This is a genomic window from Rhodococcus sp. B7740, assembly GCF_000954115.1.
In the GTDB taxonomy this organism is placed as follows: domain Bacteria; phylum Actinomycetota; class Actinomycetes; order Mycobacteriales; family Mycobacteriaceae; genus Rhodococcoides.
Map to the genome: position 1 here is coordinate 1,907,566 of NZ_CP010797.1, position 19,430 is coordinate 1,926,995.

A 19,430-nucleotide genomic window follows, 5' to 3' on the forward strand; every position below is an offset into this window, starting at 1 on the left:
AGGAAGGGCCGAGGCGACTATCGGGTGGTGTAGTTCGGGGCCTCTGCGGTCATCGTGATGTCGTGCGGGTGGCTCTCCTTGAGCCCGGCCGCAGTGATCTGCACGAACTGAGCCTTCTGCAGGTCCTCGATCGAGGTGGAACCGGTGTACCCCATCGCAGCGCGCAGACCACCGGTGAGCTGGTGGATGACCTGGGTCAACGGTCCGCGGTACGGGACGCGACCTTCGATGCCCTCGGGCACCAATTTGTCCTCGGCCAGCACGTCGTCCTGGAAGTAGCGGTCCTTGGAGAACGACTTCGCTCCCCCTCGCCCCTGCATCGCGCCGAGCGAACCCATGCCGCGGTAGCTCTTGAACTGCTTGCCGCCCACCAGAATCAGCTCGCCCGGCGACTCTGCGGTTCCGGCCAGCAACGATCCGAGCATGGCGGTCGACGCACCGGCAGCGAGCGCCTTGGCGATGTCGCCGGAGAACTGCAGACCGCCGTCGGCGATGACCGGCACACCGTGCGGCTTGCACGCCGCGACGGCTTCGAGGATGGCGGTGATCTGCGGAGCGCCGACGCCTGCGACAACGCGGGTGGTGCAGATCGATCCCGGCCCGACGCCGACCTTGACCGCGTCCGCACCTGCCTCGACGAGGGCGAGTGCGCCCGCTCGGGTGGCCACGTTACCGCCGACGACCTGTACGCGGTCGCCCACCTCGGCCTTGAGTTTGCTGACCATCTCGAGTACCTGCGAATTGTGGCCGTGCGCGGTGTCGACGATGATGACGTCCACCCCGGCGTCGGTCAGAGCCATCGATCGAGCCCAGGCGTCCTGCCCGACGCCCACCGCGGCACCGACCAGCAGGCGACCGTCACGGTCCTTGGTGGCATCGGGGTGCTGCTCGGTCTTGACGAAGTCCTTCACGGTGATCAGGCCGGTGAGCGCGCCCTTGCCGTCCACGATCGGCAGCTTCTCGATCTTGTGGCGACGCAGCAGACCGAGCGCCGCTTCCGCGGTGACGCCCTCCTGCGCGGTGATCAACGGTGCCTTGGTCATGACGTCGGCGACGCGGCGGTTCTGATCGACCTCGAACCGCATGTCGCGGTTGGTGATGATGCCGACCAGCGCGCCGGTCTCGTCGGTGACGGGAAGACCGGAGATCCGGAAGCGCGCACACATGGCGTCGACCTCGGCCAACGAGTCGGTGGGCTTGCAGGTGACGGGGTCGGTGACCATCCCGGCCTCCGAGCGCTTGACCGTCTCGACCTGCGACGCCTGATCCTGCAGCGACAGGTTGCGGTGCAGTACGCCCATACCGCCGGCGCGGGCCATGGCGATGGCCATCCGCGCCTCGGTGACGGTGTCCATGGCGGAGCTGACCAGCGGTACCCGCAGGCGGATCTCGCGGGTGATCTGGCTGGAGGTGTCGACCGAGCTGGGAATCAGATCCGAAGCGGCCGGCAGCAGCAGGACGTCGTCGAACGTGAGGCCGAGCATCGCGACCTTGTTGGGATCGTCGCCGCCTGTGCGGACGTGGGCTCCGGGACTACTCATACGAATCTGGCCCTCCCTAGAGCCTGGTTGCACTTCGGCGCGGCGTGCGGCCGGTGAGAGCTCGCAGGCGCACCGCAATGCGGTGTTGGAGAACGGATGGAGTTTCGGCACTTGCACTCATCTGTTCAGCGCCGTGAACCATGGTATCGGCTAGGGCACAACCAGTGCGAATGCCTCCCGCTGTGAGTGGCTTCGAGCACCGAAATCGCAGTCCGCAGCATTGTCGGCGGCGGTCGCGTCCGGCATGTCGCATTCGAACAGCTGGCGCAGACCCACAAGTCCTGCGTACCGTGGAGGCGTGCGCGATCAACTGCCTCCCGGTCTACCCCCGGATCCGTTCGCCGGAGACCCAGCCGACCCGTCGGCCGCCCTCGACGCCATCGAGCCAGGCCAGCCTCTCGATCCTCAGGAGCGCCTGGCCGTCGAGGAAGACCTGGCGGACCTGGCTGTCTACGAGGCACTGCTCGGCCACCGCGGCATCCGCGGACTGGTCGTGTGCTGCGAGGACTGCCAGCAGGACCACTACCACGACTGGGACATGTTGCGGGCGAACCTTCTGCAGCTTCTGGTCGACGGAACCGTCCGTCCGCACGAGCCCGCCTACGACCCCGTCCCCGACGCCTACGTGACCTGGGATTACTGCCGCGGGTTCGCCGACGCTTCGATGAACGACGCGTTGCACGGCGACGGATTCGACAGCTGATCCTTTCCGCATCTTCACACGAAGAAGCCCGACACGATCATCGTGTCGGGCTTCTTCGTCGTTCGGTGGGGAATCGAAACCCGGTCAGCTGCCGCCGGACGGAACCGACATGCGGTCGCGGTTCTCGGACGAACTACCTCCAGCGGTCGCTGTCGGCTGATCGGGCTCCTGAACCACAGTCGGCGTGACCTCGGGGGTCGTCGTCGGACTCGGAGTCGTCGTGGTGGGCGGAACCACGGGTGTCGTCGTCGGAGCCGGAGTGATCGGCACACCCGTGGTGTCGGGTGCGACCTGATCCACCGGAGCCTGTGGCAACACGACCTCCGAGCTGGGCACCGGAGCCGGGATCACATCGGCAGGCGGCGGGACGGGCGCGGGCAGCGTCAGAGCCTGCAGTTCCTGCATCAGACGCGCCAGCCACTGATCGAGCTCGGCTCGCTGCGCGTCGTCGAGCACAGCGGAACTGCTGTTCGACGCACCGTCGAGCAGTGCGCGAGCGGCAGTGGTGTCCCCGGAGGACAGAAGATTTTCCGCCTCCTGCAGTTTGGACGTCGTATCGATCTGCGCCACGGTCGAATCGGCCTGCTCGGAGAAGACGACCGACTTGACGCTCCACAGCGGATCGTCCGGTGTCGAGTTGTACGAGATGACCACCAGGCCACCCATCACGACGGCGATCGCGGCTGCGGCACCGGCGATGGGACGCAACAAACGCATCCGTCCACCGCGGTTGGCCGAGCTCGAGCGAGCCATGTCGGCGGCGAGCTTCTCGCGTTCGACCGACGCGACGACCACGTCGAGGGAGGGTCCGGCCGGCATCGCCGGCGTGACCACGTCTGCTCGCCAATTGGCCAACAGTAGGGCGAGTTGGTACTCGTCTGCGTCATCGGTGGCAATCGGTCCGTCACCACTGATCGCGTCGATGAACGCATCGTCACGACGTACGGCGACGAGGTCCACTGGACCACCGTCTGCGCCGATGTCGGCATAGGGATCGTTCTGCTTCGGTCCAGTGGAGTTCACGTGCTCACCGATACGCGAGATTCCGCGACGCGGGGTCTCACCGGGGCCACCGTGACCATTGTCCCTAGCCATACATTTCACCTGCTCTCACAACTTCGTTCTTCAGTTTTGCGATAGCTCGGTGCTGAGCCACGCGGATAGCGCCTGCAGTGCTGCCGACGGCGGCTGCTGTTTCCTCGGCCGACAACCCGACTATCAGTCGGAGCACCAGAATCTCGCGGTGCTTGGCGGGCAAGGTGTCCAGCAGTGCAGTCATCTGTCGACTCGACTCGGATTCGAGAGCGCGTTGCTCCGGTCCGTGCTCCATCGACACGACATCTGGTACTTCGGCGGCCGGGTCCGATTTGTTACGCGAGGCGCTCCGATGGGCGTCGGCGACCTTGTGAGCCGCGATGCCGTACACGAATGCCATGAACGGACGACCTTGGTCCTGGTATCGCGGCAAGGCGGTCATGACTGCCAAACAGACCTCCTGCGCCACGTCGTCGGCCGAAAGCTGACCGCGTTCGGCCGAACCGACCCGTGCCCGGCAGTACCGAACGACGAGTGGTCGGATGAACTCCAAGACCCGGGACAGAGCCAGTCGATCGCCTTGCGCTGCGGCAACGACGAAAGAGTCAAGCTCCTCACCCGCACTGTTCATCGTCGACAAATTTCCCCGCGTTACAGGTACGCACCCGCCTGGGAGCGCTTCCACGTGGTGGTGGAACGAGACCAAGGATAGCGACACCACCCGGTCACAACCGAACCAATCGGTCCGACTCCGACCCAGGTCCTGGTCAACCGACCGTCGAACCACCCAGGCGATCGATGGCGGCAGCCAAGTCGCCGGAGGCGATCATCCCGGCATCGACCCCACCTGTTCCCTCGCAGAGCATCGTGGCGGCCCAGCGCAGGGGTAGCAGACCTGCCATCTCCGCAGCGCAGGCCACCTGGACGGCCGACTCACGGGCACGGGAGGTCTCACCGGCACAGCTCAGTGCGGCCGCAACCACCAGGTCGGTCTTGACGATGTGCCGTAACGAATCGGCATCGTCGGCGAGAGCTCGAGCGGCCTCGGCGTGTCGGACTGCCTCGGGTCCGTCGCCGCGCATCATCGCCAACTCGGCCGCCACCCACGCCGCCCGCAGTGCCGGGCGCCACGATCCCCGACCGACGTGGCCGTGCCGCTGGCCCGCACTGCGGGCCAGGAGGGTGTCCGCGAGGTGAAACCGTCCGCTTCCCAATGCATCTGCGGCCAGGCCGGTCAGCGCATCGCTACGGGCCTGAACGGAGTCCTCGGATTCCGACGGCCCTACGAGACCGACGAGAATGACAGCCATGCCGTCGAATCGGCGGGCTCGCTCGTGTTCGCCCACCTGACGCAGCCACGACGCTCTGGTCGAGGCGTGCAGCGACCGAAGTTCCGGGCCACGGGGCCGATGCCTCCGAAGCTCGATTTCGGCGGCGCTGTATCGACCCTGGCCCGCCAACGCGACACTGCGAAACCAGCTCTCTCGCGAATCGGTGGCGGCCGGGAGCGGAAATCGGCCGGGGTTGCTGCCGAAGGCAGCGTCGAAGAGTTCGGACTGCGTCGCGGTGAACAGCGAGCTCTGCTCTGATGGCACGGACGCAAGGGTAGGGCCTGAGCCTGCGTCGAACCGCGCCCGAGTCCTACCGATTCGTGGCGACGTCATTACGTGGGGCGAATTCGCTATCGGACCGAAAAGGGCATCGGCGCATCGTTTCCTGTGCGCAGAAAGCAGTTTTCAAGGAATTAACAATGTGAACACGGGCCGATTCGAGGACGAGAATCTGAACGCTGTGTGGCGAATAGGTTAATCGGCGCACTCGATCGCACATTCGGCTCACGACGCACAGCCTGCCGAATCCGCGCCCACTCGAACGTCGCCCCGCGATCCACGCGATCGTCTCGGACACTCCGTGCGGGCTCGGTCGAGGGAACCGACGTCGAGCCCGAGGTGTTGATCCGGACTACGCTCGGCACCACCGACACTGCTGTGATCAGCAGAAATACCGACAACAAGGTTCCGGTCGGATCCAGCTGGAGTCTCGTCGAACCGCCGCGGGACGTCTGCGTCGGAGCGCACCGCATCGGCAGCCGCACAGCCTGTGCACTCTCATCGTCTCGCGTGTCGGCGGATTCTTCAACAGGAAGGACACGCATGCGGGTGAGTCGAAGTAAATATCGCCCGTGTTAATTCTTTGCCCCATAACTATGCATTTGCCCACGACAGAGAACTATTGACTCGATTTCGTCGATCCACATAACGTTGTCGACATTCGGATCACGAATCCGAGAAGCCACACCACCCTAGGAGTTTCCATGCCGCAGCCGAATCACCTCCCTGGGCCGAACGCCGACATTTGGGATTGGCAAATGCACGGCCTGTGCCGTGGCGTCGATTCGTCCATGTTCTTCCACCCGGACGGCGAGCGGGGCCGGGCACGAGCACAGCGCGAGATGCGAGCCAAGGAAATGTGCCGCAGCTGCCCCGTACTCGCTCAATGCCGTACACACGCTCTCAACGTCAGCGAGCCCTACGGGATCTGGGGCGGGATGTCCGAGACCGAGCGGGAACTGCACGCTCGTCACAATCGCCGCCGCATCGCGGTGTAGTCACCCCAACACCGAGAAAGCCCCCCAACCCGTTCGGGTTGGGGGGCTTTCTCGTGTCACCGAACGTCAGTGAGCGTGTCCGTGTCCGGCAGCAGGCTCGGAAGCCTCTTCCGGCTTCTCCACGATCGCACTCTCGGTCGTCAGGATCATGCGTGCAACCGACGCGGCGTTGACCACTGCGGAGCGAGTCACCTTGACCGGATCGACGACGCCGTCGGCCAGCAGGTCGCCGTACGTCAGCGTCGCGGCGTTGAATCCGTGACCCTTCGGCAGTTCTGCCACCTTGCTGACGACGACGGAACCGTCGATGCCCGCGTTGGAGGCGATCCAGAACAGCGGTGCGTTGAGCGCGGTGCGCACCACGGCCACACCGGTGGCTTCGTCACCGGTCAGGCCCAGGTCGTCGGCCAGAGCCAACGCTGCCTGAGTCAGAGCCGAGCCGCCGCCGGGGACGATTCCCTCTTCGACCGCAGCCTTGGCCGCAGCCACGGCGTCGTCGACGCGGAACTTGCGTTCCTTGAGCTCGGTCTCGGTGGCTGCGCCGACCTTGATGACCGCGATGCCGCCCGAGAGCTTCGCCAGACGCTCTTCGAGCTTCTCGCGATCCCACTCCGAATCGGTGCTCTCGATCTCACGACGGAGCTGACCGACGCGCGCATCGATGTCGTCCTGCGTGCCCGCACCGTCGACGATGGTCGTGTCGTCCTTGGTGACGACGACGCGACGAGCGCGACCGAGCAGCTCGAGGCCGGCTTCCTTGAGACTCAGACCCACATCGGCGGTGATGACCTGACCGGCCGTCACGACCGCGAGATCGTCGAGGAACGCCTTGCGGCGATCACCGAAGAACGGTGCCTTGACCGCCACGGCCTTGATCGTCTTGCGGATGGAGTTGACGACCAGCGTCGAGAGAACTTCACCCTCGGTGTCCTCGGCGATGATGAGCAACGGCTTGCCGCTCTCGGCAACCTTCTCCAGCAGAGGCAGAAAGTCCAGAAGCGATGTGATCTTCTCGCGGTACAGCAGGACGTACGCGTCCTCGAGAACTGCTTCCTGCGCGTCGACGTCGGTGACGAAGTACGGCGAGAGGTAGCCCTTGTCGAACTGCACGCCTTCGGTGACCGACAGCTCGGTCAGCAGCGTCGAGGACTCCTCGACGGTGACGACGCCGTCTGCGCCGACGCGAGTGAGCGCCTCGCCGACGAGCTCGCCGATCTCGGGGTCACGCGAGGACACGGTGGCGACCTGAGCGATCGCCTGCTTGCCCTCGACCGGGGTTGCGGCGGCGAGCAGGGCCTCGGCGACCTTGTCGGCCGCCTTGGAGATGCCGGTACCGAGCGCGATCGGGTTCGCGCCCGCGGCGATGTTCTTCAGACCGCCGCGCACGAGTGCCTGCGCGAGGACCGTCGCGGTGGTGGTTCCGTCGCCTGCGACGTCGTTGGTCTTGGTGGCGACGCTCTTGACCAGCTGCGCGCCGAGGTTCTCGAACGGATCCTCCAGGTCGATCTCACGAGCGATCGAGACACCGTCGTTCGTGACGGTCGGACCGCCGAATGCCTTGGACAGGACGACGTGGCGTCCCCGTGGCCCGAGCGTCACCTTGACTGCGTCGGCCAACTTGTCGACGCCGCGTTCGAGTGCGCGGCGCGCTTCCTCGTTGAATTGGATTTGCTTTGCCATGTTTCGGTGTTACTCCTTCGAGCAAATAAACTCGATCGAACGCACACCGCCCCGGGACCGACACGAAAATCGGATACCGGGGCGGATGCGTTGTGGCCTACTTGGCGATGACAGCCAGCACGTCGCGTGCCGACAGAATCAGGTACTCCTCGCCGGCGTACTTGATCTCGGTGCCGCCGTACTTGCTGTAGATGACGGTGTCACCTTCTTTGACGTCGACCGGGATGCGGTTGCCCTTCTCGGTGACACGGCCTTCGCCCACGGCGACGACGGTGCCCTCCTGGGGCTTCTCCTTGGCTGTGTCGGGGATGACCAGACCGGAGGCGGTCGTCGTCTCGGCCTCGTTGGCCTGGACGAGGATCTTGTCCTCGAGCGGCTTGATTTTCACGCTCGCCACGTTGAGCCCTCCAAAGTTATGGGGTACGCGCCCGGGGTCGGATCCCCGGACAGCTGTGTGTATGTACTTCTCGTGCGGTTCTGACAATCACGGCCTGAACTCGTTCCCGTCGTCGCGGGTGCCGGGACTTCGCTCGGTGCCAACTAGCACTCTATACACGAGAGTGCCAGCACTCAAGGGCTGGGTTCGCCAGGTTCGCGGCGCGGTGGTCGGACGGGTGCGCACGAGGGCGATCGCCCACCGCTTCGCGCAACCACGCACATCCGACGACTGCCGAATCGGGGCCCGAAACGCCGAACGTCCACGTCGTTTCTCGCTGTTTTCCCGGACTCCGTGAAGTCTCCGAAAGGCCAGGTAGAAGGCCATCAACAGTCATCGGGTAACGGACCGAGCGGCCTATTACAGTCGCGCCGGAGCTCGAAGTAACGTTACGATAACGGAGCTGTGCGAACGATAACGATCGGCAGCTGTGCCGCGACAAGGCACTCAGGGCAGTCGATTTCCGACAGATACACAGGGGCGGGAGGTGAAGCATGCGGGTAGGAGTGGGCATATCCACCGGATCCGAGGTCGTGTGCGCAGCCCTCGTCACCGTCGACACCGACGGTTCTCGCACGGTCGAGTACCGAACGGTCTCGGCCGACCGTCAAGCCAACACCGACATCGGAGATCTGGTCACCTCGGCCATAGAACTCATGGCCTCCCTGATCCCCGGCCACCGGTCCCCCGACGCGATCGCCGTCACCTACCGCACGGAGGAGCACGCTGCGGGCATTCGCGCGGCGCTGGCCCACACCACTCGTGACGTTCGACTGGTGCCGGAGTCCGCAGCCGCGTCCGCGCACCTGGCGACCACCGGCCTGATCGACCGGTACGACACGATCGCGCTGGTCGATCTCGGAGCCTCGGGCATGTCGGTCACCGTCACCGATCGGACCGCCGAGACGGTACTGGCGCACGGCCGGTCGGACGCCGTCGCCGGCGACGCACTCGACGTGCTCGTCAAGAACCTCGTGCAGGACATGACCCGTGACAATCTTCGGGACGACATCCGCGACAACCGAGGAATCGGCTCCGCGCGGTACCGATCGATCAAGGAACGCCTCTCCCAGGAGGACGAGGTCCGCATCGAGCGTTACAGCGGAATCCCGCTGACGGTCACCCGTGACGCGTTCGAAGCCGCCGTGACCCCGACCTTCGACACCGCCGCTCGGTTCGTCCGGCGGGTGTTCGACGAGAGCACTCACGAACCCGAGGTCATCGTGCTGATCGGCGGAGGGGCGCACATTCCCCTGCTCGCGTCCACGCTCACCGACATGTTCCACGCCCCGGTCGTTCGACTGCCGGAACCCGACGCCGTTCTTGCCGTCGGCGCTGCTGCCGTCGCCGCATCGGCCGTCGGCGGCGGGTACCAACTCGTCTCGGCCACGCGCAACACCGCGAGCCGGATGAGCCGATACTCCGGTGCGATCGCGGCTGCCGTCGTCGCGGGCGGACTGGTACTCGCCTACGGTGTGCAGACGATGGCACCGGCCGAAGATCCCAACGTCTCACCGGCCGGAAGTACCGCCCGCGACGCGACCGAATCGAGCGACGCCGGTACGCCGGTCACCGAGGGCTGGGCCCCCGACGAGAACCGCCCCACCGCCGGGCTCACCCCGGGCGATCGGTCCGACCCGACGGCAACCTCCGTCGACGGCGACGGATCGTCGGCTCGGTTCACGACCACCGCTGCGCCGACCAGCACCCCGACGCTGCGGCCGGCCCCCGATCTCCCGCAGATCGAATGGCCGATCGATCCCACGTCGAATCCTGTGTCCCCCGATGTCACCAGCGCAGTTCCCATAGAACCGCCGACCTCGGTCACCACGATTCCGGTAGAGCCTTCCGAACCGATCGAGTCTTCGGACCCGAGCGATACGACCGAGATCGTGCCGGTACCGACGACCGAGGTCACGCCGGTGCCGACCGAGTCGATCGGCGCGCCGACCACCGATGTCAGCGGTTCGGAGCCCACGCCGGAACTGACGGCACCACCGACGGTGTGGTCACCGCCTGCACCGGCCCCCTCGAGTGAGCCTCTGTCCGCGGCCGTGCCGTCGACAACCCGTTCGTCCGAGACCACCGCCGCGTCCACGCAGGCCCCTCAGCCGGGCACCTGACTGATCGCGACCGACAGGCCGGGATCGGTCACTGCGGTCAAGGCCGAAGGCTGTGCTCCGCCCGCGACCAGGTGCGCGCCCAGTGCCGCGATCATCACCCCGTTGTCGGTACACAGTCGCGGCTTCGGAATTCTGAGCGTCAAACCCTGCTCGGCACAACGGCTTTCGATCAGCGAACGGATGCGAGAGTTGGCGGTGGCACCCCCACCCAGAACTATCGTGTCGACGTCGACGTCGGTTGCCGCACGGACGGCCTTCATCGTCAGGACATCGGCGACGGATTCCTGGAAGGACGCGGCGATGTCCGCGACCGGAATCGGATCTCCCGCGCGCTGCCGGGCCTCGACGAACCGAGCGACAGCCGTCTTGACCCCGGAGAACGAGAAGTCGTAGCGGGCGTCGCGTGGGCCGGTCATTCCTCGGGGAAACGCGATCGCGGCCGGATCACCTTCGCGCGCAGCATCATCGAGGGCCGGACCACCCGGATAGCCCAATCCCAGCAGCCGCGCAACCTTGTCGAAGGCCTCCCCGGCTGCGTCGTCGACGGTGGTCCCGAGCTCGGCGATCGGCCGAGACAGATCGTCCACGTGCAGCAGATGAGTGTGACCACCCGAGACCAACAGTGCCACGCACGACGGCATCGGCCCGTGCTCGAGTGTGTCGACCGCGACGTGCCCACCGAGGTGGTTCACCGCGTAGAAGGGCACACCCCAGGCCGCGGCGTAGGCCTTGGCGGCGGCAACCCCGACCAGCAAGGCCCCTGCCAACCCCGGTCCGATCGTCACCGCGACGGCGTCGGGACGCTCGATGTCCGCGGCTGCCAGAGCCCGCCGCATGGTCGGCACGATGGCCTCGAGGTGCGCGCGCGACGCCACCTCGGGCACCACTCCGCCGTACCGCGCGTGTTCGTCGACACTCGAGGCCACCTCGTCGGCCATCAGCTCGCACGTGCCTGCCCCGCCCCACCGGACGATCCCGACTCCTGTTTCGTCGCAGGAACTTTCGATACCCATGACGATCATCGGGCCGGTCCTTCCGTCTTCTCGAACCGACGCATGGTGAAGGCATCGGCCCCGCTCGGTTGGTAGTACTTCGCCCTGGTGCCCACGATCTCGAACCCTTCGCGTCGGTACAACTCGATGGCGGGCTCGTTGTCGGTGCGGACCTCGAGAAAGACCGGCCCACCGTGCTCGTCGGCCACGCGCAGCAGTTCGTCGAGCAGTCGCCCGCCGATTCCTCTGCGGTGATGCGCCGGATCGACACCGATGGTGTGCACCTCGGACTCTCCGACGACAAACGCTCCGCGGCTCGGCTGCCCCAACAGAGAGATGCCTGCGTAGCCGACGACCTCACCGTTCTCCCGCGCCGTGACGTAATGATTGTGTGGTGCCGCCAGTTCCGCGATGAATGCATCCTCGGCCCACGGGTCGTCACCCGGGAACAGCACGGTCTCGAGGTACGCGCACCGAGCAGCGTCCGCCGCCGTCATCGACTCGATCGACACCGTCACTTCGCAGCCTTCGCTGCGGCGCGCTCGTCGAGCGTCTTGGCGTCGGGGCGGCGCAGGTACAACGGGACGAGCGGGCCCGGAACGATACCGCTGCCGATGTCGGCGGCAGCAACCGCAACCAATCCGGCTGCGGACGGTGCCTGCACATCACGAATCGGAAGTTCGAATGCCGCAGCATGCGGGGCCGATCCAGCGACCGCGTCGACTCCGACACTATCGAGCTCGGCCGGGGCGACAACGTCGGGTCCCGCCACCCGCACGCCGACTTCGTAACGCGCCCAGTAGATTTCGCGTCGGCGCGCATCGGTCACCACCAGAAGCGACCCGGGCTCGGAGACATCTGCGGCGATGGCGTCGAGACTGCACACGCCGTATACCGGAAGACCGAGCGCGTCCCCGAACGCCGCAGCCGTCGCCATTCCCACCCGTAGGCCGGTGTAGGGACCGGGGCCGACGCCCACGACGACGGCACCCAGTTCGGCTGCGTTGATGTCGGCCTCGGCCAGGCACTCGACGATGTTGGGCGTCAGGATTTCAGCGTGCGATCGCGCGTCCACTCGAACCCGGGTGGCGAGCGTCGTGGTCGCTGCACCGGCCGTGGACTCGGTCAGGCTCACCACACCTGCGGTGACGGCGGGGGTCGAGGTGTCGACGGCAAGTACAAGCACGATATTTCAGATTACCCGTCGCCGGGGATTCGGCCGCACACCCGGTACCCGGTCAGGATCGATCTCGCGGGTCCGCCCCGCCGGGCACCCGACTCACCTTCACGCGGCGAACATCGGAGTCCGGATCACGCGTCAGACGAACCGACACATGGCCGTCCGTCAGCTTCTCGACCAATCCCTCGCCCCACTCGACCACGACGACGGCGTCGGTGAGGTCGGTATCGAGGTCGAGTGCATCGAGTTCGTCGACGGCCGACTGCCCCGTCATCCCGAGCCGATAAGCATCGACGTGGACCAGCGCAACCGACGGTAGCCCACGGGGCCGTGGGCCGGGCCGATGCTCTCGCGCGATGACGAACGTCGGCGAGGTGACGCGGCCCTGCACACCGAGTCCGGCCGCGATCCCCTTGGTCATGGCGGTCTTTCCGGCCCCGAGCGGGCCGTCGAGGATCACCAGATCGCCTGCGACCAGAACGTCCGCCAGCCGCGCACCGAACTCGGCGGTGTCTGCGGCAGTGACCAATTCGACGTCCACCGGCAAGGTCAGCGGCTCGTCAGACAACGCCCCACCGTCGCTTCTTGCCCGCGGCCTCCGTCGCCCGTGCCACGAGCCGCTGTATCGCACCGTTGACCTGCTCGGGGAATTCGAGTTGAACCAGGTGCCCACCCTGGCGCACCCGCACCATCTCCGAACGCGGCAGGGCCTGAGCGAGAGCCTCCGAGCTGGCGAACGGAATGATCCAATCCTCGTCCCCGCACACCACCGACACCGGAATGTTCTCGAACTCCAGCAGCGCTTCTGACTCGTCGTGCAACTCGAGCGTCTCGAGGAAGTTGACGATCGTGACGACGGAGGTGTCGTCGATCATCGACTGCGAGAACGCCACCAACCGCGGCGAGACCCGGGTGCCGTACGACGCCGCGCGCAGGACCGGCGAGATGAGCGCACGCACCGCGCCGCGGCCGAATTGCACCAGGCCCGGTGACGTCCGCACTGCCGCGCGGAACGCATCGACCGCCGGGTTCTGCAGACTACGACCCACCCCGGACTGCGCGAGACCGGCAGCAGTCGTCGAGATCAGGACCGCTCCGATGACTCGCTGCCGCAGAACCTCCGACCGTTGCCGCGCCATGGACAGGATCGACATGCCGCCCATCGAGTGCCCGACCAGAACGATGCGTCCACGTGGTACCACCGAGCGGATCACCGCATCGAGATCGAGGCCGAGCTGGCCGATGGTGCAGCTCTCCGGGCTCGGTACCCCGGAACGCCCGTGACCGCGCTGGTCGTAGAAGACCATGCGCACTGTCGAACCCCACTGCTGTTCGAGCGCCCGCCGTTGGAAATGCCAGGACGACATGCGCAGGCAGTAACCGTGGACGAAGATCACGGTGGTCTCGGCGTCCGCCGGACCCACCTCGCGCACCGCGAGGGGTACACCGTCGTCCGCCGTGACGATGCTGCCCCGGTCTGCGTCCATCAGGTCGAGGTTCTCGGTGGCCAGCGGGTCCTTGTTGGACCGGAACGCCGTCTCGCGCACCACAATTGCAATACTCTCCAGCAATCCGAGCATGATCTAGATCGTCGCCTCCCCTGAGCGAGCGCCGACGAACCGTCGCCGAACACGTCCACGAACGCCGGTCACGACTTCGTAGCTGATGGTCTCGAGCGCGTCTGCCCAATCCTGGGCGTGCGCCTCTCCCCTGTCCCCTGGTCCGAACAGTAACGCCTCGTCGCCGACTGCGACACCCGAGTCACTGCCGCCGAGGTCGACGACGAACTGATCCATGCACACGCGCCCGACGGAGGGATAGCGACGACCTGCGATGGTCACCTCGAACCGCCCGCTGAGGCGACGGACGACCCCGTCGGCGTATCCGAGAGCGACGAGGGCGACCACGGTGTCGGCGGGAGCGGTCCAGGTGTAGCCGTAGGACACAGATTCACCTTCGCTCACCTTCTTGATGTTCGCCACCTCCGCCGTGAGAGTCATGACCGGGTGCAATTCGAACGTTCCCAGTTCGGGCACCGGGGACAGGCCGTACAGAGCAATACCCGGGCGGACCATGTCGAAACCGAGATCGGGTCTGGTCAGCGCCGCTGCCGAGTTGGACAGGTGCACGACGGCGGGAGGGGTTCCGCGCCGGGTGGCGCGCCGCACCGCGTCGCGAAGCCGCTCGGCCTGGGCGTCGTTGGCGGGGTGAGCCGGTTCGTCGGAGCAGGCCAGATGCGAGAACATTCCGGTCAATCGCACAGCGCCCTCCGCGACCGCGACGGCAGTAGCGTCGAGAACGGCGTCGAGATCCGGTTCCGCGACCCCGTTGCGATTGAGCCCGGTATCGATCTTGAGCGAGAGATCAGCGGTGGAACCGACCCTGCGTGCAGCGTCGACCACAGCGTCGAGCTGGGCAGCCGTGGATACCCCGATCCCGACCTGCCCGGCTATCGCCGCCGCGAAATCGGAGTCCGTTCGGTGCAGCCACGCCAACACCGGGACGGTCACACCCGCGGCACGGAGCTCGAGGGCCTCACCGATGGTGGTGACGCCGAGCTCCTGCGCCCCCGCGGCGACCGCGGCGCGTGCTACCTCGACGGCACCGTGGTTGTATCCGTCGGCCTTGACGACCGCCATCACTGCGGCGTCCCCGGCGAACTGCTGCAACACGCGGACGTTGTGCGCAACTGCGTCGAGGTCGACGGTCGCGACGGCACCCGAACCCGTCCGAGGATCGGTCTCCTCGTCGCCACAACCGATACTCACAACATTCGATAGTGCCATCCGAGCCGCGGATACGACGGATCAGGGTGCCACAACCCGTGACACATCCGACATCGAACGTGGGCCACGCACGACCGGGGTCACATCGTGAGCGAGCGCACGGTTCGGATGGCGTCGCGGATGGACTCGCACAGTGGGCTCGCAGAAATGGGTGCCGCGAATTCGCCGTCCGACCCGTGAGCCGCACGGGCCGCGGCCAGTGCGTGCACCTTCGCGCCGCAGGCAGCCGCAGTGGACGGTGCCATCCCCGACGCGAGCAGGGCCCCGAGGATGCCCGACAGTACGTCGCCCGAGCCCGCGGTCGACGCCGCCGACCCTCCGGCATCGCTGACGAACGTGGTGCCGTCCGCATCGGCGACGATCGTCGCTCGTCCCTTGAGGAGCACGGTGACGCCCCAGCGCGCGGCGAGATCTCGGACCGATCCCACTCGGTCGGGTGCCGGGTCGGATCCGGTCAGGCGGGCGAACTCCCCGGCATGCGGGGTCAGCAGAGTCGGTGCCGCACGTCCGGCGACCCAGCGCTCGTTGCGGGCGAGGACCGTGAGCGCGTCCGCGTCGACGACGACGGGCAGATCCGTGTCCAGAACTCGACGCACGATCTCCGCCGACTCCTCGTGGGTGCCGAATCCGGGACCGACCACCCACGCCTGCACCTTCCCTGCCGCGTCGAGATTCGGGGCGGACACGACCTCCGGGTAGTGCGAGACGACCTCTGCGCCTGCGCTACCCACGTAGCGGACCATTCCGGAGGTCGCCGCGACCGCCGCTCCCACACAGAGCAGCGCGGCACCGGGGAACGTGTCGCTGCCGGCCAGAACACCCACCACCCCCTGCGAGTACTTGTCGTCGGTAGCTGTCGGGATCGGCCATATCCGTCCCACGTCGACCGGCTCGAAGGAGGTCATCGCCGGAGCCGGCAGCTCCAGGCCGATGTCCACGAGTTCGATTCGGCCGCAACGAGGTACGGCCAACGCGTGAACCGGCTTGCGCGCACCGAACGTCACCGTCACATCGGCCGTCACGGCAGGCCCCGGTGCCGCACCGGTCTCCGCGTCGACTCCACTGGGCACGTCCACGGCCACGATCGGAGCAGTGATCTGCTCGACCACCGCAGCAGCATCGGGCCGCAACGGGCCCTTGCCGGAAATGCCCACGATGGCGTCGACCACGAGATCGGCAGGTCCGCACCTGCTCACCACGCGTCCACCCGCCGATCGCAGGGCCGCGAGACCCTCGGGGTGCACCCGCGTCGGATCGAGTAGAAGTGCCGACACCGAGACGCCGCGCCGACGCAGGAACGCCCCTGCCCACAGACCGTCGCCGCCGTTGTCGCCGGTACCGACCAGAATCGTCACCCGCCGCCCCACGACGCCGCCCGTACGCACGGTCAGCTCGCCTGCCACGACCGCGGCCAATCCGTACGCGGCGCGGCGCATCAGCACGCCGTTCGGCAGGGAATCCAGCAGCGGCGCTTCCGCGTTCCGAATCTGCTCGGGTGTGTAGTAGCCGCGCATGCCGATCGCTACTCGACGGTGACGGACTTGGCCAGGTTGCGCGGCTTGTCCACGTCGTAGCCGCGTGCCTGGGCGACCTCGGCGGCGAAGACCTGAAGCGGGATCGTCGACAACAGCGGCTGCAACAGCGTCGAGGCCGCCGGGATCTCGATCAAGTTGTCCGCGAAGGGCCGCACTGCCTCGTCGCCTTCTTCGGCGATGACGACCGTTCTCGCACCACGCGCCTGGATCTCGCGAATGTTGCTCAGCATCTTCGAGTGCAACACCGCCCGACCCTTGGGCGAAGGCATCACGACGATCACCGGGACACCGTCCTCGATGAGCGCGATGGGACCGTGCTTGAGCTCGCCCGCCGCGAAACCCTCGGCGTGCATGTACGCGAGTTCCTTGAGCTTGAGCGCGCCCTCGAGAGCAACGGGGTATCCGACGTGTCGGCCGAGGAACAGAATGGTCGTGGCCGTCGACAGCTCGCGCGCGAGCGCTCGAACCGGTTCGACCGTCTCGAGCACCCGCTGCACCAACTCGGGCATCGCTTCGAGTTCGGCGAATTCGCGCGCGACCTCGTCGGGGTACTTGGTGCCGCGAGCCTGCGCCAACGCCAGTCCGACGAGATAGTTCGCGGTCACCTGGGCGAGGAAGGCCTTGGTCGACGCGACGCCGATCTCCGGACCGGCCCGCGTGTAGAGCACGGCGTCGGCCTCACGTGGAATCTGCGAGCCGTTGGTGTTGCACACCGCGAGAACCCGCGCCTTCTGGTCCTTGGCGTGCCGAACGGCTTCGAGTGTGTCCGCAGTCTCACCGGATTGTGAGATGGCCACGACGAGGGTCGAACGGTCGAGAACCGGGTCGCGGTACCGGAATTCGCTGGCCAGTTCCACCTCGACCGGCAGCCGGGTCCAGTGCTCGATCGCGTACTTGGCCAGCAGGCCGGAGTGGTACGCGCTACCGCAGGCCACGACGAACACCTTGTCGACGTCGCGCAGCTCCTGGTCGGACAGTCGCTGCTCGTCGAGCACGATTCGACCGTTGTCGAAGTGACCGAGCAACGTATCCGCCACAGCAGCGGGCTGCTCCTGGATCTCCTTGAGCATGAAGTAGTCGTGGCCGCCCTTCTCGGCGGCTGCCAGGTCCCAGTCGATTCGGAACGGACGTCCCTGCGCCTCGTTGCCCTCGAAATCGCTGATGTCGTAGCCGTCGGCGGTGATGACGACGACCTGATCCTGACCGAGTTCGACGGCGTCGCGGGTGTGCTCGATGAACGCAGCGACGTCGGACCCGAGGAACATCTCACCCTCGCCGACACCGAGTACCAGGGGCGTCGAGCGACGAGCCGCGACGATCGTGTCCGCGTGATCGGAATGGGTGAACACCAGGGTGAACGCACCCTCGAGGCGACGCAGAACTGCTTTCGCGCTGGCCACGAAATCGCCGGCCGTCGGGCCGTCGGCGTAGGCCCGCGAGACGAGATGGACGGCCACCTCGGTGTCGGTGTCGGACAGGAACTCGATTCCGACTGCTTCCAGTTCCGCACGCAGCGGACCGAAGTTCTCGATGATGCCGTTGTGCACCACCGCGACGGTGCCGGACGCGTCCCGATGCGGGTGCGCGTTGCGGTCGGTGGGACGGCCGTGCGTCGCCCAACGGGTGTGTCCCATTCCGGTGGTGCCGACGAACGTGTCGGTGCCGATGTCGTCCAGTTCCGCTTCGAGATTGGCCAGGCGACCGGCCTTGCGCTCGACTGCCGTCGCTCCCGCGCCGTCGAGAATTGCTATGCCCGCAGAGTCGTAACCCCGATATTCCATACGCCGAAGCGCCTCGACCACCACACCCAGAGCTGGGCGGTGGCCGACGTAACCCACGATTCCGCACATGGACAATCAGGGTACTCGGCGGGGCGCGCACGACCCATTCGCTCGGGTGGACGTGTCCCCGTCACCTGACGCGCCGCGGTTCGGTAGCGTCATCTCTCGTGGCGAAACCGAAGAAGCTGGCATCTGCTCTCTCCAAGCGCGGCCCGCACAAGGTGCTCCGAGGCGACCTGGCCCTCGCCGGGCAACCCGGTGTCGTCTATACCCCCGCCGAGGGCTTCGGCCTGCCCGGCGTGGCCTTCGCACACGGCTGGATGCTGCGCCCCCAGCACTACACCGACACCCTGAAGCATCTCGCGTCCTGGGGCATCGTGGTTGCGGCACCGGATACCGAGCGCGGGCTCGTACCGTCCCATCGCGGTCTTGCCACCGATCTGGGCACTGTGCTCGACATCATGACAGGCGTCCGATTGGGCCCGGGCAACATCAGCGTGCATCCGGACAAACTCGCCACGGCCGGTCACGCGATGGGGGCAGGCACCGCAGTTCTCGCCGCCTCCCGGCGATCCGACATCAAGGCCGTCGCCGCGCTGTTCCCCGCTCCGACGGCACCCTCGTCCGAGGACGCCGCCGCGGGCCTCACCGTGCCGGGACTCGTCGTCGGAGACAATTCGAACGCCGACTCGCTCACCGACAACTCACTCGCGCTCGCCCAGGCCTGGAACGGACCGTCCATTCTGCGGCGAGTCGACGGCTCGACGGCGGACGGATTCGTCGAAGGCCGCCGGATCCTCGGCGCACTCGGCATCAACAAGCCCGACCGCAAGACTCAGCAACGCACCCGCGCCGTCCTCACCGCCTTCCTGCTGTTCCATCTGACCGGCGACTCCGACTACGAAGAACTGGCCGGAACCGCAGGAGACATCGACGGCACCCGAGCGGTCGATCCACATGCTCCACTGGGCGAGCAGCCCAAGCCCAAGGCCACGGCTTCGATCAAGGCGTTGCTCGGACGGGGCTAGTC

The 19,430-nt window shown here is 66.7% G+C and carries 18 protein-coding genes; 4 read left to right on the forward strand and 14 right to left on the reverse strand.

Annotation, left to right across the window (positions count from 1 at the left end; genetic code table 11):
* Nucleotides 1-17 precede the first annotated feature (17 nt).
* The gene (gene guaB / locus NY08_RS08800; protein ID WP_176459332.1) at nucleotides 18-1,541 is read right to left on the reverse strand and encodes an IMP dehydrogenase; all 1,524 of its coding nucleotides are present in this window, start codon (nucleotides 1,539-1,541) and stop codon (nucleotides 18-20) included.
* A 298-nt stretch (nucleotides 1,542-1,839) separates the two neighbouring features.
* Here guaB and NY08_RS08805 point away from each other — a divergent pair, with 298 nt between their 5' ends.
* Entirely contained in the window at nucleotides 1,840-2,244 is a 405-nt protein-coding gene (locus tag NY08_RS08805; protein ID WP_032378069.1) for a DUF5319 domain-containing protein, read from the forward strand.
* Between the two features lie 84 nt (nucleotides 2,245-2,328).
* On the opposite strand, the gene NY08_RS08810 is transcribed toward NY08_RS08805, so the two are convergent.
* The 3 genes from NY08_RS08810 to NY08_RS08820 all read right to left on the reverse strand — a co-directional run bounded on the left by NY08_RS08810 (nucleotide 2,329) and on the right by NY08_RS08820 (nucleotide 4,874).
* Nucleotides 2,329-3,339 carry an anti-sigma-D factor RsdA gene (locus tag NY08_RS08810; RefSeq protein ID WP_045195896.1) on the reverse strand — a complete coding sequence of 337 codons (1,011 nt, stop codon included), beginning with the start codon at nucleotides 3,337-3,339 and terminating at the stop codon, nucleotides 2,329-2,331.
* Nucleotides 3,332-3,910, reverse strand: coding sequence for a sigma-70 family RNA polymerase sigma factor (locus NY08_RS08815; RefSeq protein WP_032397500.1), 579 nt, complete (start codon nucleotides 3,908-3,910; stop codon nucleotides 3,332-3,334). Before NY08_RS08815 ends, NY08_RS08810 begins: the two co-directional genes overlap by 8 nt.
* A 136-nt stretch (nucleotides 3,911-4,046) precedes the next feature.
* On the reverse strand, nucleotides 4,047-4,874 hold the full coding sequence (locus NY08_RS08820) for a hypothetical protein (RefSeq protein ID WP_052683727.1): 828 nt from the start codon (nucleotides 4,872-4,874) through the stop codon (nucleotides 4,047-4,049).
* A gap of 719 nt (nucleotides 4,875-5,593) precedes the next feature.
* On the opposite strand from NY08_RS08820, the gene NY08_RS08830 reads away from it, so the two are divergent.
* On the forward strand, nucleotides 5,594-5,887 hold the full coding sequence (locus tag NY08_RS08830; protein ID WP_027496361.1) for a WhiB family transcriptional regulator: 294 nt from the start codon (nucleotides 5,594-5,596) through the stop codon (nucleotides 5,885-5,887).
* Between the two features lie 66 nt (nucleotides 5,888-5,953).
* Here the strand turns inward: NY08_RS08830 and groL are convergent, their stop codons facing one another.
* Both groL and groES read right to left on the reverse strand, forming a co-directional pair.
* A complete protein-coding gene (groL, locus tag NY08_RS08835; RefSeq protein WP_045195904.1) occupies nucleotides 5,954-7,567 on the reverse strand; it encodes a chaperonin GroEL in 1,614 nt (537 codons plus the stop codon).
* A 97-nt stretch (nucleotides 7,568-7,664) separates the two neighbouring features.
* Nucleotides 7,665-7,964 carry a co-chaperone GroES gene (groES, locus tag NY08_RS08840; protein ID WP_008718149.1) on the reverse strand — a complete coding sequence of 100 codons (300 nt, stop codon included), beginning with the start codon at nucleotides 7,962-7,964 and terminating at the stop codon, nucleotides 7,665-7,667.
* Between the two features lie 533 nt (nucleotides 7,965-8,497).
* Here groES and NY08_RS25085 point away from each other — a divergent pair.
* Nucleotides 8,498-10,126, forward strand: a complete 1,629-nt coding sequence (locus NY08_RS25085; protein ID WP_052683728.1) for an Hsp70 family protein — start codon at nucleotides 8,498-8,500, stop codon at nucleotides 10,124-10,126.
* Here NY08_RS25085 and tsaD read toward each other — a convergent pair.
* The 8 genes from tsaD to glmS all read right to left on the reverse strand — a co-directional run bounded on the left by tsaD (nucleotide 10,111) and on the right by glmS (nucleotide 18,469).
* Complete coding sequence (gene tsaD, locus NY08_RS08850) at nucleotides 10,111-11,148, reverse strand: tRNA (adenosine(37)-N6)-threonylcarbamoyltransferase complex transferase subunit TsaD (protein ID WP_032397503.1); 1,038 nt, start codon at nucleotides 11,146-11,148, stop codon at nucleotides 10,111-10,113. The two genes, NY08_RS25085 and tsaD, sit on opposite strands and share 16 nt — an antisense overlap.
* The gene (gene rimI, locus NY08_RS08855; protein WP_032397504.1) at nucleotides 11,145-11,636 is read right to left on the reverse strand and encodes a ribosomal protein S18-alanine N-acetyltransferase; all 492 of its coding nucleotides are present in this window, start codon (nucleotides 11,634-11,636) and stop codon (nucleotides 11,145-11,147) included. Before rimI ends, tsaD begins: the two co-directional genes overlap by 4 nt.
* Nucleotides 11,633-12,304: a tRNA (adenosine(37)-N6)-threonylcarbamoyltransferase complex dimerization subunit type 1 TsaB gene (gene tsaB / locus NY08_RS08860; RefSeq protein ID WP_045195907.1), complete on the reverse strand. Its 672-nt coding sequence runs from the start codon at nucleotides 12,302-12,304 to the stop codon at nucleotides 11,633-11,635. Before tsaB ends, rimI begins: the two co-directional genes overlap by 4 nt.
* Before the next feature lie 52 nt (nucleotides 12,305-12,356).
* A complete protein-coding gene (tsaE, locus tag NY08_RS08865; protein ID WP_045195909.1) occupies nucleotides 12,357-12,866 on the reverse strand; it encodes a tRNA (adenosine(37)-N6)-threonylcarbamoyltransferase complex ATPase subunit type 1 TsaE in 510 nt (169 codons plus the stop codon).
* The gene (locus tag NY08_RS25810; protein WP_032397507.1) at nucleotides 12,859-13,878 is read right to left on the reverse strand and encodes an alpha/beta fold hydrolase; all 1,020 of its coding nucleotides are present in this window, start codon (nucleotides 13,876-13,878) and stop codon (nucleotides 12,859-12,861) included. Before NY08_RS25810 ends, tsaE begins: the two co-directional genes overlap by 8 nt.
* Nucleotides 13,879-13,881: 3 nt before the next feature.
* On the reverse strand, nucleotides 13,882-15,084 hold the full coding sequence (alr, locus tag NY08_RS25815; protein ID WP_144407328.1) for an alanine racemase: 1,203 nt from the start codon (nucleotides 15,082-15,084) through the stop codon (nucleotides 13,882-13,884).
* Between the two features lie 80 nt (nucleotides 15,085-15,164).
* Nucleotides 15,165-16,598: a bifunctional ADP-dependent NAD(P)H-hydrate dehydratase/NAD(P)H-hydrate epimerase gene (locus tag NY08_RS08880; RefSeq protein WP_045195913.1), complete on the reverse strand. Its 1,434-nt coding sequence runs from the start codon at nucleotides 16,596-16,598 to the stop codon at nucleotides 15,165-15,167.
* An 8-nt stretch (nucleotides 16,599-16,606) separates the two neighbouring features.
* Entirely contained in the window at nucleotides 16,607-18,469 is a 1,863-nt protein-coding gene (glmS, locus tag NY08_RS08885; RefSeq protein ID WP_032397509.1) for a glutamine--fructose-6-phosphate transaminase (isomerizing), read from the reverse strand.
* A 98-nt stretch (nucleotides 18,470-18,567) separates the two neighbouring features.
* On the opposite strand from glmS, the gene NY08_RS08890 reads away from it, so the two are divergent.
* On the forward strand, nucleotides 18,568-19,428 hold the full coding sequence (locus NY08_RS08890) for a dienelactone hydrolase family protein (RefSeq protein WP_045195916.1): 861 nt from the start codon (nucleotides 18,568-18,570) through the stop codon (nucleotides 19,426-19,428).
* The last annotated feature ends 2 nt before the right edge of the window (nucleotides 19,429-19,430 follow it).